The organism is Flavobacterium sp. AK-345, assembly GCF_058310175.1.
In genome coordinates, this window is record NZ_JBZEER010000005.1 from 32,153 (window position 1) to 49,380 (window position 17,228).

At 32.8% G+C, this 17,228-nt stretch carries 15 protein-coding genes; 11 read left to right on the forward strand and 4 right to left on the reverse strand.

The annotated features are described in order from the left end of the window. Positions 1 to 144: 144 nt before the first annotated feature. Positions 145 to 525 carry a pyrophosphohydrolase domain-containing protein gene (locus tag AC4FQ3_RS10840; protein WP_042563118.1) on the reverse strand — a complete coding sequence of 127 codons (381 nt, stop codon included), beginning with the start codon at positions 523 to 525 and terminating at the stop codon, positions 145 to 147. Between the two features lie 82 nt (positions 526 to 607). Here AC4FQ3_RS10840 and AC4FQ3_RS10845 point away from each other — a divergent pair, with 82 nt between their 5' ends. From AC4FQ3_RS10845 to AC4FQ3_RS10865, 5 genes are all read left to right on the forward strand, one after another. Next, a complete protein-coding gene (locus AC4FQ3_RS10845) occupies positions 608 to 796 on the forward strand; it encodes a hypothetical protein (RefSeq protein ID WP_042563119.1) in 189 nt (62 codons plus the stop codon). A 191-nt stretch (positions 797 to 987) separates the two neighbouring features. Continuing rightward, positions 988 to 2,139 (forward strand): SRPBCC family protein, encoded by a 1,152-nt coding sequence (locus AC4FQ3_RS10850; protein ID WP_491181862.1) that lies wholly within the window; start codon positions 988 to 990, stop codon positions 2,137 to 2,139. A 64-nt stretch (positions 2,140 to 2,203) separates the two neighbouring features. Further along, on the forward strand, positions 2,204 to 2,746 hold the full coding sequence (locus tag AC4FQ3_RS10855; RefSeq protein WP_302097039.1) for an RNA polymerase sigma factor: 543 nt from the start codon (positions 2,204 to 2,206) through the stop codon (positions 2,744 to 2,746). 33 nt (positions 2,747 to 2,779) lie between these two features. Beyond that, positions 2,780 to 3,196, forward strand: coding sequence for a hypothetical protein (locus AC4FQ3_RS10860; protein WP_302097040.1), 417 nt, complete (start codon positions 2,780 to 2,782; stop codon positions 3,194 to 3,196). Between the two features lie 12 nt (positions 3,197 to 3,208). Further along, positions 3,209 to 3,664, forward strand: coding sequence for a sensor of ECF-type sigma factor (locus tag AC4FQ3_RS10865; protein WP_302097041.1), 456 nt, complete (start codon positions 3,209 to 3,211; stop codon positions 3,662 to 3,664). A 250-nt stretch (positions 3,665 to 3,914) separates the two neighbouring features. Here the strand turns inward: AC4FQ3_RS10865 and AC4FQ3_RS10870 are convergent, their stop codons facing one another. Continuing rightward, on the reverse strand, positions 3,915 to 4,976 hold the full coding sequence (locus AC4FQ3_RS10870; protein WP_042563124.1) for a WD40/YVTN/BNR-like repeat-containing protein: 1,062 nt from the start codon (positions 4,974 to 4,976) through the stop codon (positions 3,915 to 3,917). 121 nt (positions 4,977 to 5,097) lie between these two features. On the opposite strand from AC4FQ3_RS10870, the gene AC4FQ3_RS10875 reads away from it, so the two are divergent. From AC4FQ3_RS10875 to AC4FQ3_RS10885, 3 genes are all read left to right on the forward strand, one after another. Continuing rightward, entirely contained in the window at positions 5,098 to 6,384 is a 1,287-nt protein-coding gene (locus AC4FQ3_RS10875) for a hypothetical protein (protein WP_491181863.1), read from the forward strand. A 131-nt stretch (positions 6,385 to 6,515) separates the two neighbouring features. Beyond that, complete coding sequence (locus tag AC4FQ3_RS10880) at positions 6,516 to 8,480, forward strand: KUP/HAK/KT family potassium transporter (RefSeq protein ID WP_042563126.1); 1,965 nt, start codon at positions 6,516 to 6,518, stop codon at positions 8,478 to 8,480. A gap of 147 nt (positions 8,481 to 8,627) precedes the next feature. Further along, a complete protein-coding gene (locus AC4FQ3_RS10885) occupies positions 8,628 to 9,842 on the forward strand; it encodes an RsmB/NOP family class I SAM-dependent RNA methyltransferase (protein WP_042563127.1) in 1,215 nt (404 codons plus the stop codon). 74 nt (positions 9,843 to 9,916) lie between these two features. On the opposite strand, the gene AC4FQ3_RS10890 is transcribed toward AC4FQ3_RS10885, so the two are convergent. Together AC4FQ3_RS10890 and AC4FQ3_RS10895 are read right to left on the reverse strand one after the other, a co-directional pair. After that, the gene (locus AC4FQ3_RS10890) at positions 9,917 to 10,957 is read right to left on the reverse strand and encodes an AMP-binding protein (RefSeq protein ID WP_491181864.1); all 1,041 of its coding nucleotides are present in this window, start codon (positions 10,955 to 10,957) and stop codon (positions 9,917 to 9,919) included. A 7-nt stretch (positions 10,958 to 10,964) separates the two neighbouring features. Beyond that, on the reverse strand, positions 10,965 to 11,897 hold the full coding sequence (locus AC4FQ3_RS10895) for a CPBP family intramembrane glutamic endopeptidase (protein WP_491181865.1): 933 nt from the start codon (positions 11,895 to 11,897) through the stop codon (positions 10,965 to 10,967). A 159-nt stretch (positions 11,898 to 12,056) separates the two neighbouring features. Here AC4FQ3_RS10895 and arsC point away from each other — a divergent pair, with 159 nt between their 5' ends. The 3 genes from arsC (at position 12,057) to fumC (ending at position 17,105) form a co-directional block, all read left to right on the forward strand. Next, complete coding sequence (gene arsC, locus AC4FQ3_RS10900) at positions 12,057 to 12,401, forward strand: arsenate reductase (glutaredoxin) (protein WP_491181866.1); 345 nt, start codon at positions 12,057 to 12,059, stop codon at positions 12,399 to 12,401. Between the two features lie 95 nt (positions 12,402 to 12,496). Then, positions 12,497 to 14,950, forward strand: coding sequence for a TonB-dependent receptor (locus AC4FQ3_RS10905; RefSeq protein WP_491181867.1), 2,454 nt, complete (start codon positions 12,497 to 12,499; stop codon positions 14,948 to 14,950). A 769-nt stretch (positions 14,951 to 15,719) separates the two neighbouring features. Beyond that, on the forward strand, positions 15,720 to 17,105 hold the full coding sequence (gene fumC / locus AC4FQ3_RS10910) for a class II fumarate hydratase (protein ID WP_073395290.1): 1,386 nt from the start codon (positions 15,720 to 15,722) through the stop codon (positions 17,103 to 17,105). The last annotated feature ends 123 nt before the right edge of the window (positions 17,106 to 17,228 follow it).

Here is a 17,228-nt window from a genome sequence, read left to right on the forward strand (position 1 = left end):
CACGCAGATTTAAAAAGATTAAAGCAGATTTTATTCTCATTTTATATCATTCCTGATAAATTATACTCAAACAGCATAACAAAATCTGCTTAAATCTGCGTGAAAAAATCTTTTTAATCTTTTAATCTGTGGCAACAAGTTTTTTTATAACAGTTTAGAAAAATCAGGTTTAAAATAATTCGGGCCTTTCATTACCTTCCCATCTTCTCTGTAAATTGGCTGTCCGTCTTCGCCTAATTTACTCATATTACTACGCTGAATTTCATCAAAAACGGCTTCAATTTTATCCTGCAAACCGTGTTCAATAATTGTTCCGCATAAAATATACATCATATCTCCAAGAGCATCAGCAATTTCGACTAAATCATTTTTTTGCACTGCATCGAGATATTCTTCATTTTCTTCTTTCATTAAATTATAACGAAGGTATTTTTTAGTTTCGCCCAAATCTGCAATTGGTGTTTCGCTGTGTCCTATTTTAAAAGCCGTATGAAATTCTTTTACAGCATCTATTTGTTTCTTCATGATTTTATTTAGTTAAATGGAGTACCAAATTAGCAACTATTCATATACAATTCTCTAAATTTGTCAAAAATAATTTCAACTTATGTTTAGTCAGGGACAATTAATATTCGCAGTCTGTTTTTTTATCGCATTTGTAATCGTTATGATTTTTGCTTACCGAAAAGATCTTGCACTGCACAAAATTTTTTACAAAGGAAATTACAAAGTATTAATTGGTTTCTTACTTTTTATTGCGATTTTATTTGTTATCAAAATCTTTTTTAAAAGGTAATTCCGGAATTTATTTCTATATTTAAAATATAAAGACAGAAGCCTGAGATTTATACTTAAGTTTTTATTATTACCGTTCTGTCTAAATATTTTTATTGATCATATTATAACTAAAAAGTACCGTTTTATTTTTGCGCTATTCGCCAGACTAGTAATAAAATTTATAACTTTACGAACCAAATAACCTGCACGATGAAGATTTTAAAATATCTATTTCTATTATTATTACTAACTCTAGTTGCCCTAACTGTATTTGTTGCTACTCAAAAAGGAATTTTTTCTATTGAAAGAAGCAAGGTGATTAATTCATCCCGAGCTACAGTTTATAACTATGTAAATGATTTTAGAAATTATGAAGATTTTGAATCATGGTCTCTGCAAGATCCTTCAATGAGAATGACTTTTCCAAATAAAACTATCGGAAACGGAGCTTCCTATTCATGGGAAGGCGCTGAAGGAATAGGAAGTGCGATTACGCTTAAAACAAAAGACGGCGAGAGTATTCAGCAAAAAATGAAATTTGACGGCACAGAAGCTGATGTAAACTGGACTTTTAAAGATACTTTGGCAGGTAAAACTGTTGTAACCTGGAAAGCCAAAGGAACAATGAGTTTTTTATTTAAAATCTATACCGCTTTAAACGGCGGATCTGATAATGTTATTGGTACTATTTATGAAAAAAGTCTTGCTAACATTGACAAAAACTTAGATTACGAAACTAAAACTTTTACTGTAAAAGTAAATGGTGTTGTTAAAAAAACAGAGACTCCTTATATTAAACAAACTTTTACGAGTGAAATTTCTAAAGTAAATAAAAATGCCAGAGTCGTAATTCCGAAACTGATTCATTTTAGCCAGACTAACGGATTACATAATAATGGAAAACCATTTATTATATATCATACTTACGATATAACAACAGGTTTGGCAAAAATTTCTATTTGTTTGCCAATCAATAAAGAGATTTCGATTAGCGCAGGAAGTGATATTTTAGCTGGAAAATTAAATAGTTTCGAAGCTGTAAAAACCACATTGACCGGCGATTACTCGCATACTAATGAGGCAATTGTAAAAACAAGAGCTTTTATAAACAATGAAAAAATTGTTCCTGAATTGGGATGGTCACATCTTGAAATTTTAACGGTTAGCAAATTGGATGTAAAAAGTCCGTCGAAATTAGTAACTGAAATTTATTTTCCAACAAAACCAAAAGTAGTTCCGGTTCCGGTTGAAGCTCCGGTTTACAGACCGCAAACCCAAACACAGGCACCAGCACAACAAAAACCGGCAGCTACAACAACTACCCCTCCACCTGCAAAAGAAGAAGAGCAATCTGAATTCTAAAAAAATTAAAAGGTAGATTAAACCTTTTGTTTTAAATTCATTCTAATAAGTTAAATGATAAAGCTTGACAAACGAGAAGGAATTTATCGCACAATTATTAGATCCTAAAACGCAAAACATTGCGTTTCAAAAACTCGTGTCTGATTATCAGAAACCACTGTATTCTCATGTTCGAAACATTGTTTTAAACCATGATGATGCCGATGACGTTTTGCAAAATACCTTTGTGAAGGTCTTTCAGTATTTAAAAAATTTTAAGGGAGAAAGTAAACTCTTTTCCTGGATGTATCGCATTGCTACCAATGAAGCATTGACTTTTTTGAGTCAAAAAGCAAAATTAAACGGAATAACATCAGAAGCTTTACAAAATAAAACAATCGACAATTTAAAAGCCGATACTTATTTTGATGGTGATGAGATTCAGATTAAACTTCAAAAAGCTATTGTAAAATTGCCGGAAAAGCAGCAATTGGTGTTTAAAATGAAATATTTCCAGGAATTAAAATACGAAGAAATCGCAGAAATTCTGGGAACTTCGGTTGGAGCACTCAAAGCATCTTATCATCATGCAGTAAAAAAAATCGAATTATATGTTACATCAAATTAAACCTTTTGTTATAAAACATATCTTATAGACATTATGAAACCATTTAAATTAGAAAACGAACCGAAAATAACAACTGGATTTAAAACTCCGGATCATTATTTTGATGATTTTTCAGCAAAAGTTTTACAGCAAATTAACGAAACGAAAGAGGTAAAAGTAATTCCGATTTACAAACGTAAAAATGTTCTTTCGATGCTTGCTGCTGCCGTTGTTTTTATAGGATTATTAATTCCGATAGTAAACAACTACAACAATACATCAAAAGAACTTGACGAAGCTACTTTAGAAACCTATTTAACCTATCAGTCTAATTTGAATCAATATGATTTAATTAAAGAATTGGATACAAAAGATATTGACAAACTTAATAAGAGTGTTGCTATTGAACAGGAAACACTGGAAGATATTTTATCTTCAAATCCAAACATTGAAAATTTAATTTCAGAATAAAAAACTTAAAAGATGAAAAAAAATATACTACCGATTCTGCTGTTTTTAGTAAGTTTTTCATTTTATGCACAAAGTGATAAAGACGAAAAACGCGAAAAAATCAAAGCTTATAAAGTTTCTTTTTTAACGACAGAACTGGAACTTACTTCAACAGAAGCAGAAAAATTCTGGCCAATTTACAACACTTATGACGACAAACAATTTGAATTGCGTCATGAAAAAATGAAAATGTATTTACGACGATTAGATGATGATAATATCAATTCTTTATCTGAAAAAGATGCAGCAACACTTTTGGCACAAATAGAAAGTACTGATAAAGAATTATATCTTTTGCGTGAAAAATATATGACAAATCTTAAAAAAGTCCTTTCGGCAAAAAAAATACTAAAGCTTAAAAAATCTGAAGATGACTTTAATCGAAAATTGCTAAAACAATATCGCGATAAAGCTGCCAAAAAAGAATAAAAGAAACAACAGCGACAAGGCCCCTATATAATAATACTTACTTTATTATTTAGGGGTCTTGTTATTTTATTTAAGTACTAAATTCTAAGTACGATTTTAACCGCAAGGCATGCAAAATTTTTTAATATGATTGGGTTAGAAAACGCAAAGTTCGCAAAGCTTTCTATTTAATTAGCTTTGCGAACTTTGTGTTTTCTAAACATATGCTTAAATAAACCTTAGCGCACTTTGCGGTAAAATACAACAATTATTATTTAAATCGAAGACGGATTACTTTATTAAAACCTGCAGCAATAGCTGTATTTCTATTGACAAAACGAATCGTAAACAGAGAGGAATCAGTAGATAACTGCATCCAGTTTTCACCTCCATTTTGAGAGTATTGTATCCCTTCTGAACCAACACATATAATTTCTTTTCCATTTCCACCCGGAACGTATTGTATACAAGAAGCGTATCCAAACCCCATATCCTGACCTATTAATGTCCATGTCATTCCGCCATCAGCAGTAAAAGCTTTATTATTTGATTTTTTGTTTGGAAGATCATAATCTCCTCCGGCAATAAATCCGTGTTTAGAATCATAAAAATCGGCTGTAAAAATACCCGTCATTGCCTTTCCCTGTACGATTGGAGTTTCAATAACTTTCCATGTTTTTGCTTTATCGGCAGAGTAAAAAACACGTGCTTTTTTTCCTCCGGAAACCAGCCATGTATCATTTCCATTAATTACAATATTCGTGTTACTTGCTGCAAAAGCCGCCTCTCCTTGCGAGTTTGTTGGCAATTTATCTGATAATAATTTTGTCCATGTTTCACCTCCGTCGCGGGTCACAATTATAGAAAATGTATCTTCTGTTGGATCTCCAATTGCAATACCTTCTTTATCGTTCCAAAATTGCATACTATCGTAAAAAACTTTCTGATTGATTTCTTTATAAACTAGTTTTACTTTTTGTGTTTTTTTAGAAACCTGATAAAGCAAAGCAGGATTTGCAACACTTAATAAATATATATTTTGTGAAGTTTGTGCGATACTTCTGAACTCTAATTTTAAAGTGTCACGATAAATATGTTCTTCAAATTTTTCGTTTTTATCTAAATCATAATAGCCAAAGCGAGAATAATCTCCTCCGTACCACACTTTATTTTTATCAATTAATATTGCTCTAATACTAATTTTATCCTTAAATAAAGTATCTATTTGTACTGAAGTAAAACCACCGAACAAAGCTTTTTTCTCATTGAAGTTCAGCGTTTTAAAAGACACCATCAAAACAAATAGAGTGCAAAATAAAAGTACTTTTTTCATATAGATTAGATTTTTTTTATTGCTAAAATACAATTATTTATAACATTTAAAAGAGGTTTGATATTTTTTTCTGGCACAGTAATTGGATATCCAACAATATTAAACTTAATATGATTTTATCATGAAAACGAAACTACTTTTAATAGCGATAATAGCAATAGGTTTTGGATCTTGTAAAGCACAAAGCCAAACTACTGTATATGCAAAAAATTCAGATATAAGTGATAACCTTGATCTTAGAGCTGTTGCCTCGATGTTTGGAGATTCAGATAATCTTCAGGATTTTGAAAGAAGACTGAACGATCCTAAATATCAAATTTCAAACCTTGACTTAAATGGTGATGACCAGGTTGATTATTTACGTGTAATAGAATCTGTAGAAGACAGAACTCACGTTGTAATTATTCAGGCTGTACTTGATCGTGATGTGTATCAGGACATTGCAACTATAGATATTGAAAGAGACAATTCTAATAAAGTTGTTGTTCAGGTTGTGGGTAACAGTTATTTATATGGAGATAATTACATTTACGAGCCTGTTTATAGTGTAGCACCAGTAATTTACACTTCATTTTGGGTAACAAATTACAGACCATATTATTCAACTTGGGGTTGGAATGTTTACCCAACATATTATTCTGCCTGGAGACCTTACCCTATTTACAGATATAGAAACAACGTTAATGTTTGCATCAACGTAAACAACCATTACAACTATGTAAACACACGTAGAAGTTACAGAGCTCCTGTTATCTATCAAACAAGACGTAGTTATGGTTACGAAACAATGCGCCCTAATTACGGTTTCTCTCAAAGACATTCAAATGTAAATAATCGTTATGAGTTAGATCAAAGACGTGTTGCAAGCAGAGAAACAAACAGAGGATCAAACACATATAACACAAACAGATCTAATTCTAATAGAGTTTCTGGTTCTGATAACAGAACAACAACAAACAGAAATTACACAGAAAACAGAACTAATACAAACAGAAGTTACAATTCTGAAAGAGCTACTGCGGGTAGAAATAATTCGGCTACGCCAAATAATTCTGCAAGAGTTGATAATAATACACAAAGAACTGAATCAAGAGGATATTCAAGCGAAAACAGATCTAATACTAACAGAACTTCTACAGCTTCACAACAAACACAGCCTACAAGAAGTTATTCTGAAAACAGATCAAACACAAGCAGACCAGCCTCTGTGCCTCAACAGACACAGCCAACCAGAAGCTATTCTGAAAGCAGCAGATCAAGTTCTAATAATAACTCATCAAGAGCACAAAGCTCTCAAAACACGCAACGTTCTGAATCTCCTAGAGCAAGTCAGGAATCAAGAAGCAGCCAACCGCAAAGAGGAGAAAGCGGATCTAACTCATCAAGAGGCGGCGGAAGAAGAGGTTAATAAATTCTTATTTCTTAATAAAAAATTAAAGCACAATTTGACGATTGTGCTTTTTTTTATCTTTTTAATTTTAATTACCGCTAATTTGTTTTAAAACAGTAAATTTGCAACCGTCTTTTATAAAAATATACATGAGCGCAGCACATAAAAACTTACACAGTAAGTTGTCTATTGGGGGTTTATTAATCACACTAGGAATTATTTATGGAGATATTGGTACTTCTCCATTGTATGTAATGAAAGCCATCCTTGGCGAGCATGCTATTACTGCGGATATCGTTTTAGGAGGTATTTCATGTGTTTTTTGGACATTAACATTACAGACTACTATAAAATACGTCCTTATTACCTTAAGCGCTGACAATCATGGCGAAGGTGGTATTTTTGCTTTATATGCATTAGTCAAAAAAACAAAAATACAGTGGCTTATTGTTCCTGCAATTATTGGTGGTAGCGCCTTGCTGGCAGACGGAATTATTACACCGCCCATCTCAGTATCATCTGCTATAGAGGGAATAAAAACATACTATCCTGAAATAAATACTATTCCAATCGTTATCGGGATTTTATTTGTTTTATTTACAATTCAACAATTTGGAACTAAACTAGTTGGTAAATTTTTCGCACCAATGATGTTAATTTGGTTTACCATGTTGGGAACTTTAGGAGTTATTCAAATTGCGCAACATGTCGAAGTTATAAAAGCCATTAACCCGTATTATGCTTATCATTTACTGCAAGTACATCCGGAAGGATTTTTCGTTCTTGGGCTAGTATTTTTATGTACAACCGGAGCCGAGGCTTTGTATTCAGACATGGGACACTGCGGAAGAAAAAACATTAGAATAAGCTGGATTTTTGTAAAACTAACTTTAGTATTAAACTACTTTGGTCAGGCAGCTTATTTAATTCACCATGAAGGTCAAACTTTACAGACTTTGGGCGGAGAAAATGGAAATCCGTTTTACTTAATCATGCCGGACTGGTTTCAGCCTGTGGGAATTATTATAGCAACTTTGGCAGCTGTAATTGCATCTCAAGCTTTAATTAGCGGATCGTTTACTTTGATTAACGAGGCGATGCGATTGAATTTCTGGCCTAAAGTAAAAATCAAATATCCTACTGAAGTAAAAGGACAATTGTATATTCCGTCGATTAACTGGTTATTGTTTTTTGGTTGTGTGGGAATCGTTCTTCACTTCGAAAAATCTAGTAATATGGAGCATGCCTACGGTTTAGCGATCGTGTTATGTATGATCATGACTACTATTTTGCTGAACTATTACTTAATCATGAAAAGAATAAAATTATATTTCATGGTTCCGTTAATCACTATTTATTTATTGATCGAATTTAGCTTTTTAATTGCCAATGTTACCAAATTTGCCGAAGGTGGTTATGTAACTTTAATTATCGCTGCAGTTTTAATTTCGATTATGACCATTTGGTATCTGGCTAAGAAAATAAATAAAAACTACACCAAAATCGTTAAGATTGACGATTACAAAAAAGTATTAGTTGAGTTAAGCAAAGATTTATCGATACCAAAATATGCTACGCATTTAGTTTACATGACCAATGCCAATCGTGTTGACGAATTAGAACAAAAAGTAATGTATTCTATATTACAAAAACGTCCTAAAAGAGCTGACATTTATTGGTTTGTACATGTAAATATTTTAACTGAACCATACAAAACACAATACAAAGTAACTGAAATTGCAAAAGACGATATTTACAGAGTTGATTTTAATTTAGGTTTTAGAGAGCCAACAAAAATCAATTTGATGTTTCGTGAAGTAATCAGAGATATGGTAAAAAATGGCGAAGTAGATATTACAAGTCGTTACGAATCATTAAATAAAAACAATATTATTGGTGACTTTAAATTTGTATTGTCTGAGAAGTTTTTATCAAACGACAATGATTTAAGATGGCACGAGAATATTATCATGAATTCTTATTTCTTCATCAAAAAATTAAGTTTGTCTGAAGAAAGGGCTTTCGGTTTAGATAGTAGTTCTGTAAAAATAGAGAAATTCCCAATGGTGCTTCATGCTCCGGAAAATATTGGATTAACGAGAATTATAAAATAAAAGTTATTTCAAAATAAATTCAGAAAACACTCTTTTAAACTTTATTAGAGTGTTTTTTTTCTTTTTAATGAAAGTTGAAACCACAATTAGAATTAAAAATTTAACTTTCAATCAATTAATAGTACCTTTGCAACTCAAATAATAAAAATGAGATTACACAGAAATTTAGTTTATACTACCATCGATTCTTTAAATGCAATTTTCAATGAAGGAGAATATGCAGACAAAGTGGTAGCAAGAGCCTTAAAAAAAGACAAACGTTGGGGAAGTTCTGACAGGAAGTTTGTTGCTGAAACGATATACGAAATTGTTCGTTGGAAAAGATTATATGCTGAAATTGCCGAAGTTAAAGAACCATTTGACAGAGACAATTTATGGAGAATGTTTGCAGTTTGGGCCGTTTTAAGAGGATATCCAATTCCGGATTGGAAACAATTAGAAGGCACACCTGAAAGAAAAATAAAAGGACGTTTTGACGAACTTTCAAAAGTTAGAGCATTCAAAGAATCTATTCCGGACTGGATGGATGAATTGGGAGTAAAAGAATTAGGCGAAAAAGTTTGGTCTAAAGAAATTGCTGCTCAAAACCAGCCTGCTAAAGTTATTTTAAGAACAAATACACTTAAAGGAACGAAAGAAAACCTGAGAAACACGTTGATGGATTTAAATATTGAAACAGAATATTTAAAAGATCAGCCTGAAGCTTTAGTTTTAAAAGAAAGAGCTAATGTATTTTTAACAGACGCTTTTAAGCAAGGCCTTTTTGAGGTTCAGGATGCCAACTCACAATTAGTGGCTGGTTTTCTGGATGTAAAACCAGGAATGCGTGTTGTAGATACTTGCGCCGGAGCAGGTGGAAAAACATTGCATATTGCTTCTCTCATGGAAAACAAGGGACAATTGATTGCAATGGATTTGTACGAAAGTAAATTGAAACAATTGAAATTAAGAGCCAAAAGAAATGGTGCTTTTAATATTGAATATCGCATTATCGATACTACAAAAGTGATCAAAAAACTACACGAAAAAGCAGATCGTGTTCTAATTGATGCGCCTTGTAGCGGTTTAGGAGTGTTAAAAAGAAATCCTGATGCAAAATGGAAATTACAGCCTGAATTTATTGACAACATTCGTAAAGTTCAGTCTGAAGTTTTAGAAAGCTATTCTAAAATTGTAAAACCAGGCGGAAAATTAGTTTATGCAACATGTTCCGTTTTACCATCGGAAAATCAGGAGCAAGTTGAAAAATTCCTGAAAACTGAAATAGGAAAACAATTTAATTTTATAAAAGACCGTAAAATTTTGGCCTCAGAATCTGGGTTTGATGGTTTTTATATGGCATTATTAGAGAGAAAAGAATAAGGAAATAAATTTCAAAAAATTAAATCCCAAATCCCAACTATAAAATTGGAATTTGGGATTTTTTTATTGTAATTTTATACCAAGCTCGGTTTACGCAACAATTTCCCGTTTTCGTTTTCTTTAAATTTCGGAACAAAAACAATTTCTTTTGGTTTTTCATATTTGTCCAGAACATCAAAAAAATCAGTTGCAAAATCTTGTTTTTCACCTTCGATAACCAAAATTAATTTTTCGCCCAAAACAGTATCCGGGATTCCGGTAACAAAAAATCTGGAATTAATTTTATCAATCAGTTTTGCTTCTATTTGCTCTGGAATCAATTTTACTCCTCCACTATTGACAACATTATCAATTCTTCCTAAAAAAATAAACTGATTTTCTCTTATTATTTCTACCAAATCGTTAGTTACTATTGGTTCCTCAGAAATGGTATCAACAGTAATAACAAGACAGCCACGATCATCCTGAGCAATTTTTACGTTTGGCAAAACGGTAAAAACGTTTTCTCCTACCCTTCTTGCAGCGATATGAGTAATGGTTTCCGTCATCCCATAAGTTTCATAAACTTCTGTTTTTAACGGTAAAACTTTTTCCTCAAGAGATGAATCCATCTTAGCTCCGCCAACAATCAGTTTTTTAACATTTTGTAAAGCTTCAATTGAATTTTGAACTTGTAAAGGTACCATTGCAACAAAATCATATTTAGTTGTGTTTAAAGCTAATGGATGCGTGCTTGGTTCAACGATATCTAAATCAAGACCTAAAATAAAACTACGAACCAGCATCATTTTACCAGCAATAAATTTTACAGGTAAACAAAGTAAAGCTTTATCGCGAGGTTCTAATTCGAAAAAATCTCCGGTAGCCAATGCAGATTGAATCATGGCTTGTTTTTGCAGTTTTACCACTTTTGGCAATCCTGTTGTTCCCGAAGTTCTCATTTCGATATAATCTTTATCATCGAACCAATCCAATAAAAACTCGCCTATAGCTCTATCATTTGCATCGCCTTCTTTTATATAATCATAACCCACGCGACGCAATTCATCTGCAGTTAAATGATATCCGTTTATTTTAAAATAATTGTGAACATTTTTATGCGTTAACTGTAACATATGATATTTAATTTGATGATTCTACTACGTTTATTTTTCCAGTTAATTTTTCTTTCCAGTTACTCCAATTGTATTTTTTAGTAAAAATAAAAAGCAAAATAGGATAAACCACTACCACAGGCAGGATAACATCCAGACCCGCAGAAGGTTCTGACAAATCTATAAAAACAGAATGTGTTTGAAAAACCGTCCAATCCGAAGTTACCAATAAAGCACCTACCAAATTATTAGCAGCATGAAAACCTAAAGCCAATTCCATTCCTTCATCCATAAGGGTAATTACTCCTAAAAACAGACCTGTACCGATGTAATAAATCATAATAATGTAACCCATTTTTGTTACTTCAGGATTAAAAACATGCATAGATCCAAAAATTAGTGAAGTCATCAGTAATGGAAACCATTTGTTTAGAGATAAATTGGCAAATCCTTGCATTAAATATCCTCTAAAAACATATTCCTCTGTACTGGTTTGTATCGGAATTAAAATAGAACCAACAGCTACCAAAATTAAAAACGGAACTAATTTAAAATTCCACACAAAATTTTCAGGAGCTCTGAAATAAATTATAAAAAAGCTAATTATTGAAAAAACCGCCCATAAAATGAAGGAAAAGAAAACCCTCCCCCAATCTATTTTTTGACGTGATGTTGTAATTGATAAAAGAGTTTGATTGTGCAGATACTTTACTACGAAATAAATTCCGGCAAAGGCAAAAGCAAAAGATATCATGACCAAAAACAATGTCAGATTAGGCTCAAACATTTTCATTACTTCCGCATTATCCGTAGGAAAAACAGCTTTATCTTTAAAACTTTTATACAGAACTGCGACAGAAAAAGGAATTTGACCAACAAATGATGCTGTAATAATAATGACTGATCCAATAAGGTATTTCCAAAATTTATTTTCGGGCTTAATTCCTTGTTCTAAAAACATATATTAAAAATTTAAAAAATGAGAAATAATATCTTTTAAAGTTATGATATATTTATTGCTTTTAAAAGATATATGATAAATAAGTAAATCTTACTTTTGGTGTAGCTAAAATACCTAAATTTTACTTTAACTGCCTTACAACATATTAAAATTAACAAAATGATACAAATTTATCATAATCCCCGTTGTGGAAAATCAAGAACTTGTCTTGCATTTATTGATCAGTCAAATCAGGAATATGAAATTATTCCGTACTTAACAGAAACGCCTTCTTTTGACGAATTAAAATCTTTATTACAAAAATTAGATCTTCAACCTATTCAATTAGTGAGAACTAAAGAAAAAATATGGATCGAAAATTATAAAGAAAAAACAATGAATGATGATGAAATTATTCAGTCCATGATTGACAATCCTATTTTAATTGAACGCCCAATTGTTGTAAAAGACGGAAAAGCCATTATAGGAAGAGATCCTGATTTGGTTGCTGCCTTTTTAGATTGATTATAAAGAAGCACATTAACATTTTTTTGTGATTTCTCTCTTTAAACCAAAAGCTACATTTGCGGTCTAAAAAGAAAAAGAAACCAGAAAAAACAATGAAACAAATCAAATTTGCTGTATTACTTGTATTGCTTTTTACAAGTTTTTACAATTATGCGCAACAACCACCTGCAGGAAGAAACAAGGTAAAAGTTACCGGAAAAGTTTTCGAAAAAGTGAGTAAACAACCACTTGAATATGCAACAATTTCGATAATGGCACCTAACGACACCAAAGTTATTGCCGGAGGAATAACGAACCCAAAAGGTGAATTTGAAGTTGCTGTTGCACCAGGAACTTACGACATAAAAATTGAGTTTATTTCTTTTAAATCAACCGAAATTAAACAAAAAAGCATTGAGGATGATACTAACTTAGGTGTAGTAAACCTGTCTGAAGATGCAGCCCAATTGAATGAAGTTGTAGTTCGTGCAGAAAAATCGACAGTAGAAATAAAACTTGATAAAAAAGTTTACAACGTTGGTCAGGATATGATCGTTAAGGGCGGAACTGTAAGTGATGTTCTTGATAACGTTCCTTCGGTTTCTGTTGATACAGAAGGAAATGTAAGCTTAAGAGGAAGCGATAATATCCGTATTTTAATTGACGGAAGACCATCAAACGCTATTAATGTTGCCGAAGCTTTACGTCAGCTTCCGGCAGATGCTATTGACAAAGTAGAAGTTATTACCAACCCATCGGCCCGTTATGATGCAGAAGGCGGTTCTGGTTTGATCAATATTATTTTGAAAAAAGGAAAAAATCAAGGTTTCAACGGAACTTTTATTGCTTCGACAGGACTTCCTGAAACGTATGGTTTAAGCGCCAATTTAAACTATAAAACAGAAAAATTAAACTACTTTACCACTGGAGGTTACAACTACAGAACAAACGAAGGTGGCGGAAAAACTAATTCTGAATATTTTAACGAAGACGGTACAACTAAAAGTTATTTAGACGAAGATCGTGATACTAAAAGAACCAGAGACGGATTTAACGGAAGAGCGGGTATAGAATGGACATTAACACCAACTACTTTTTGGACAAACGCCATTAACTACCAAAAAAATACCGGAGAAGATGTAGATGTAATCAACTACAATAATTACGACGCTGCCCGTACTTTTACCGGAGCTTCATCTCGATTAAACAATGCCGATACCGGAAGTGAAAACGTAGAGTTTACTTCTAATTTAATCAAAAACTTCAACGACAAAGGTCATAAACTTACTGCTGATTTATCTATTTCAAGAAATACAGATGACAGCAACAGTATTATTACCGCATCGCCAAATTTCAATACTACTTTAAACGATCAGGTTCAAAAACAAGTTTTATTACAGGCTGATTATGTTTTGCCATTAGGCAAAGGAGGCCAGTTTGAAGCTGGATATAAAGGAAGTTTTGGCGACCTGAACAACCAATATGTAATAACAGACGATCTAAATCAACCAGATCCAAATTTATCAAATACATTGGAATATAAAGAAAACATCAATGCACTTTATACCCAATATGGTTTCAAAGTAAACAAATTTTCTTACTTATTTGGTTTGCGCTGGGAAGACACTAATATCCAGGTTAACTTATTAGACAATAACGATTTCAACACTAAAAAATACAACAACTTATTTCCAAGTGCGTTTATTAGCTACGAAATTTCAGATCAAAGTAATTTTACAGCAAGTTACAGCAAGCGTTTATCGAGACCGAGAGGACGTTTTATGAACCCTGCAACAAATTACTCAAGTAACATTAATATTTTTCAGGGAAATCCAGACTTAGACCCATCATTAACAGACAAATACGATATCGGCTTTATCAAGCGTTGGGACAAAGTAACTTTCAATACTTCGGCTTATTTTGAAGATACGAAAGACGTTTTCAGTTTTGTGAGATCTCCTACCGGCGAATTAGTAAATGGAATTCCTGTTATTTTAAGCAAACCTATTAACTTAGGTCAGGAGCAAAAATTTGGTTTTGAATTTACCTTCAATTACACACCTTTTAAATGGTGGAAAGTAAACAGTAACTTCAACTTTTACAATGTAAAAACAACGGGAGAAAACAGCTATGTAGATGTTGTAACCGGAGAAACAGTAGTACAAAATCTTGACAACCAAGCAAATTCATGGTTTGCAAGAATTAATTCTAAAGTTACTTTGCCGTACAAAATCGATTGGCAATTAACCGGAATGTACAATGGAGAGCAAAAAACTGCACAAGGTAAAAACTTAGGTCAGTTGGGTATCAATACTGCTTTTAGTAAAGATGTATTAAAAGACAAAGCTACAATTGCTTTTAATATTAGTGATATTTTCAACTCAAGAATCATGAAATCATATACTTATCTTGAAAATCAAACATCATACAGCGAAATGCAATTCCGTAAACGTCAATTCAACTTATCGTTTACCTATCGTTTTAACAAAGCTAAAAACGAACGAGAGAAAAATGCAATGCCTAAAAATGAAGGTGGCGGAGATGGCGGAGGAGAATTCCCAGGATAACATCAGTTAAATTCCAAATTTTTTAAATTCCAAATTCCAACTTTAGAACCTAATAATCAGGTTTATAAAATTGGAATTTGGAATTTTTTAATTGCGATTTTGATTTCTCTTGTTGGAATTTGGAATTTAAAAAAAATTGGAATTTATTTTTTTAGCATAAAAAAAGGACTCGTAAAACGGGTCCTTTTTTATTGAAATCAATTTAAAATTAAATCGATTGTTCTTGTCTTTTCTTTGCTCTTTTCTCTTTGAACATTTCCCAGCTAGCACCCGTAACCCAATAAGATACGAAACCAACTAAGAAAAACATCAACCAAAACCCTATAGTTAGTATGGTCAAGAAAAGTAAAAAACCTAAGTACTGTGAAAATTCAAACATGTTTTCCGGAATTTTTGAATGTAATGACAAATGTAAGTTTTATATTTTTCCTTAGCAATAAAATCCAAATCAATTTTCGTAAAATCACAATTATCCGTATATTTAAACTCATTTTAAATAAGGGTTTTTCACGATTATTATTTAACTATCTAAATAAGAAGAATATGAGTGTTTTCAGGAGCTGTTTCCTGCTGTCCACTATATCTTTTGTGGCGAACCCCGCCACAAAAGGATGTCGTTCCCATCAGGGCTAGGGCAATCGTTTTCAAAAGAAATTTAAACATGAAAATAAAAAATCCGTTTTAATCAGCGTTTTTATGAAGTAAATCAGCGTCATCCGCGTTCAATACACCACAACAAACAACAAACAATAATCATACATACAACAAAATGAAATACAGAATAGAAAAAGACACCATGGGCGAAGTTCAGGTCCCAGCCGATAAATATTGGGGTGCACAAACAGAACGTTCCAGAAATAATTTCAAAATTGGTCCATCGGCGTCTATGCCACAAGAAATTATAGAAGGTTTTGCCTATCTTAAAAAAGCGGCCGCTTATGCCAATCACGATTTGGGCGTTTTGCCAATCGAAAAACGTGATGCCATTGCTGCTGTTTGCGATGAAATTTTAGAAGGAAAACTAGACGATCAATTTCCGCTTGTAATTTGGCAGACCGGTTCAGGTACGCAAAGTAATATGAACGTAAATGAAGTAATTGCAAATCGTGCTCAGGTTCTTAAAGGTTTTGAAATTGGCGAAGGTGAACAATTTATAAAAGCAAATGATGATGTAAATAAATCACAGTCATCTAACGATACTTTCCCAACCGGAATGCATATAGCTGCTTACAAAATGATTGTGGAAACCACAATTCCCGGAGTCGAAAAACTACACGCTACTTTATCCGCAAAAGCGAAAGAATTTAAGGATGTTGTAAAGATTGGACGTACGCACCTTATGGATGCAACACCGTTAACATTAGGACAGGAAATTTCAGGATATGCTGCTCAATTGGCATTCGGATTAAAAGCTTTAAAAAATACTTTAGCTCATTTGTCTGAAATCGCTTTAGGCGGAACAGCCGTTGGAACCGGACTTAATACTCCAAAAGGTTACGACGTAAAAGTGGCCGAATATATTGCACAATTTACCAATCATCCTTTTGTAACTGCAGAGAATAAATTTGAAGCTTTGGCTGCTCACGATGCCATTGTTGAAACACACGGTGCATTAAAACAATTAGCTGTTTCTTTAAATAAAATCGCCAACGATGTTAGAATGCTGGCTTCTGGTCCACGTTCCGGAATTGGCGAAATTCATATCCCAGAAAACGAGCCCGGATCGTCTATCATGCCCGGAAAAGTGAATCCAACACAATGCGAAGCTTTAACCATGGTTTGTGCTCAGGTTATTGGAAATGATATGGCAATTGCCGTTGGCGGAATGCAGGGACATTATGAACTAAATGTTTTTAAACCTGTTATGGCTGCTAATTTCCTTCAATCTGCGCGATTATTAGGAGATGCTTGTGTTTCATTCGACGAGCATTGCGCTCAGGGAATTGAACCTAACTATAAACGCATCAAAGAATTAGTTGACAATTCATTAATGCTTGTTACGGCTTTAAATACTAAAATTGGTTATTATAAAGCGGCAGAAATCGCTCAAACCGCACACAAAAACGGAACTACTCTAAAAGACGAAGCCGTTCGTTTGGGTTATGTAACTCCAGACGATTTTGACGCCTGGGTGAAACCGGAGGAGATGGTTTAGATTTTTTATTTAAAAAAGTTTCAAGTTTCAGGTTTCACGTTCTGGATCGCAGAACTAACTACAAACTATTTGAATAACAAAAAGCGGTATAAAACTTTAAAAGTTTTATACCGCTTTTTAACT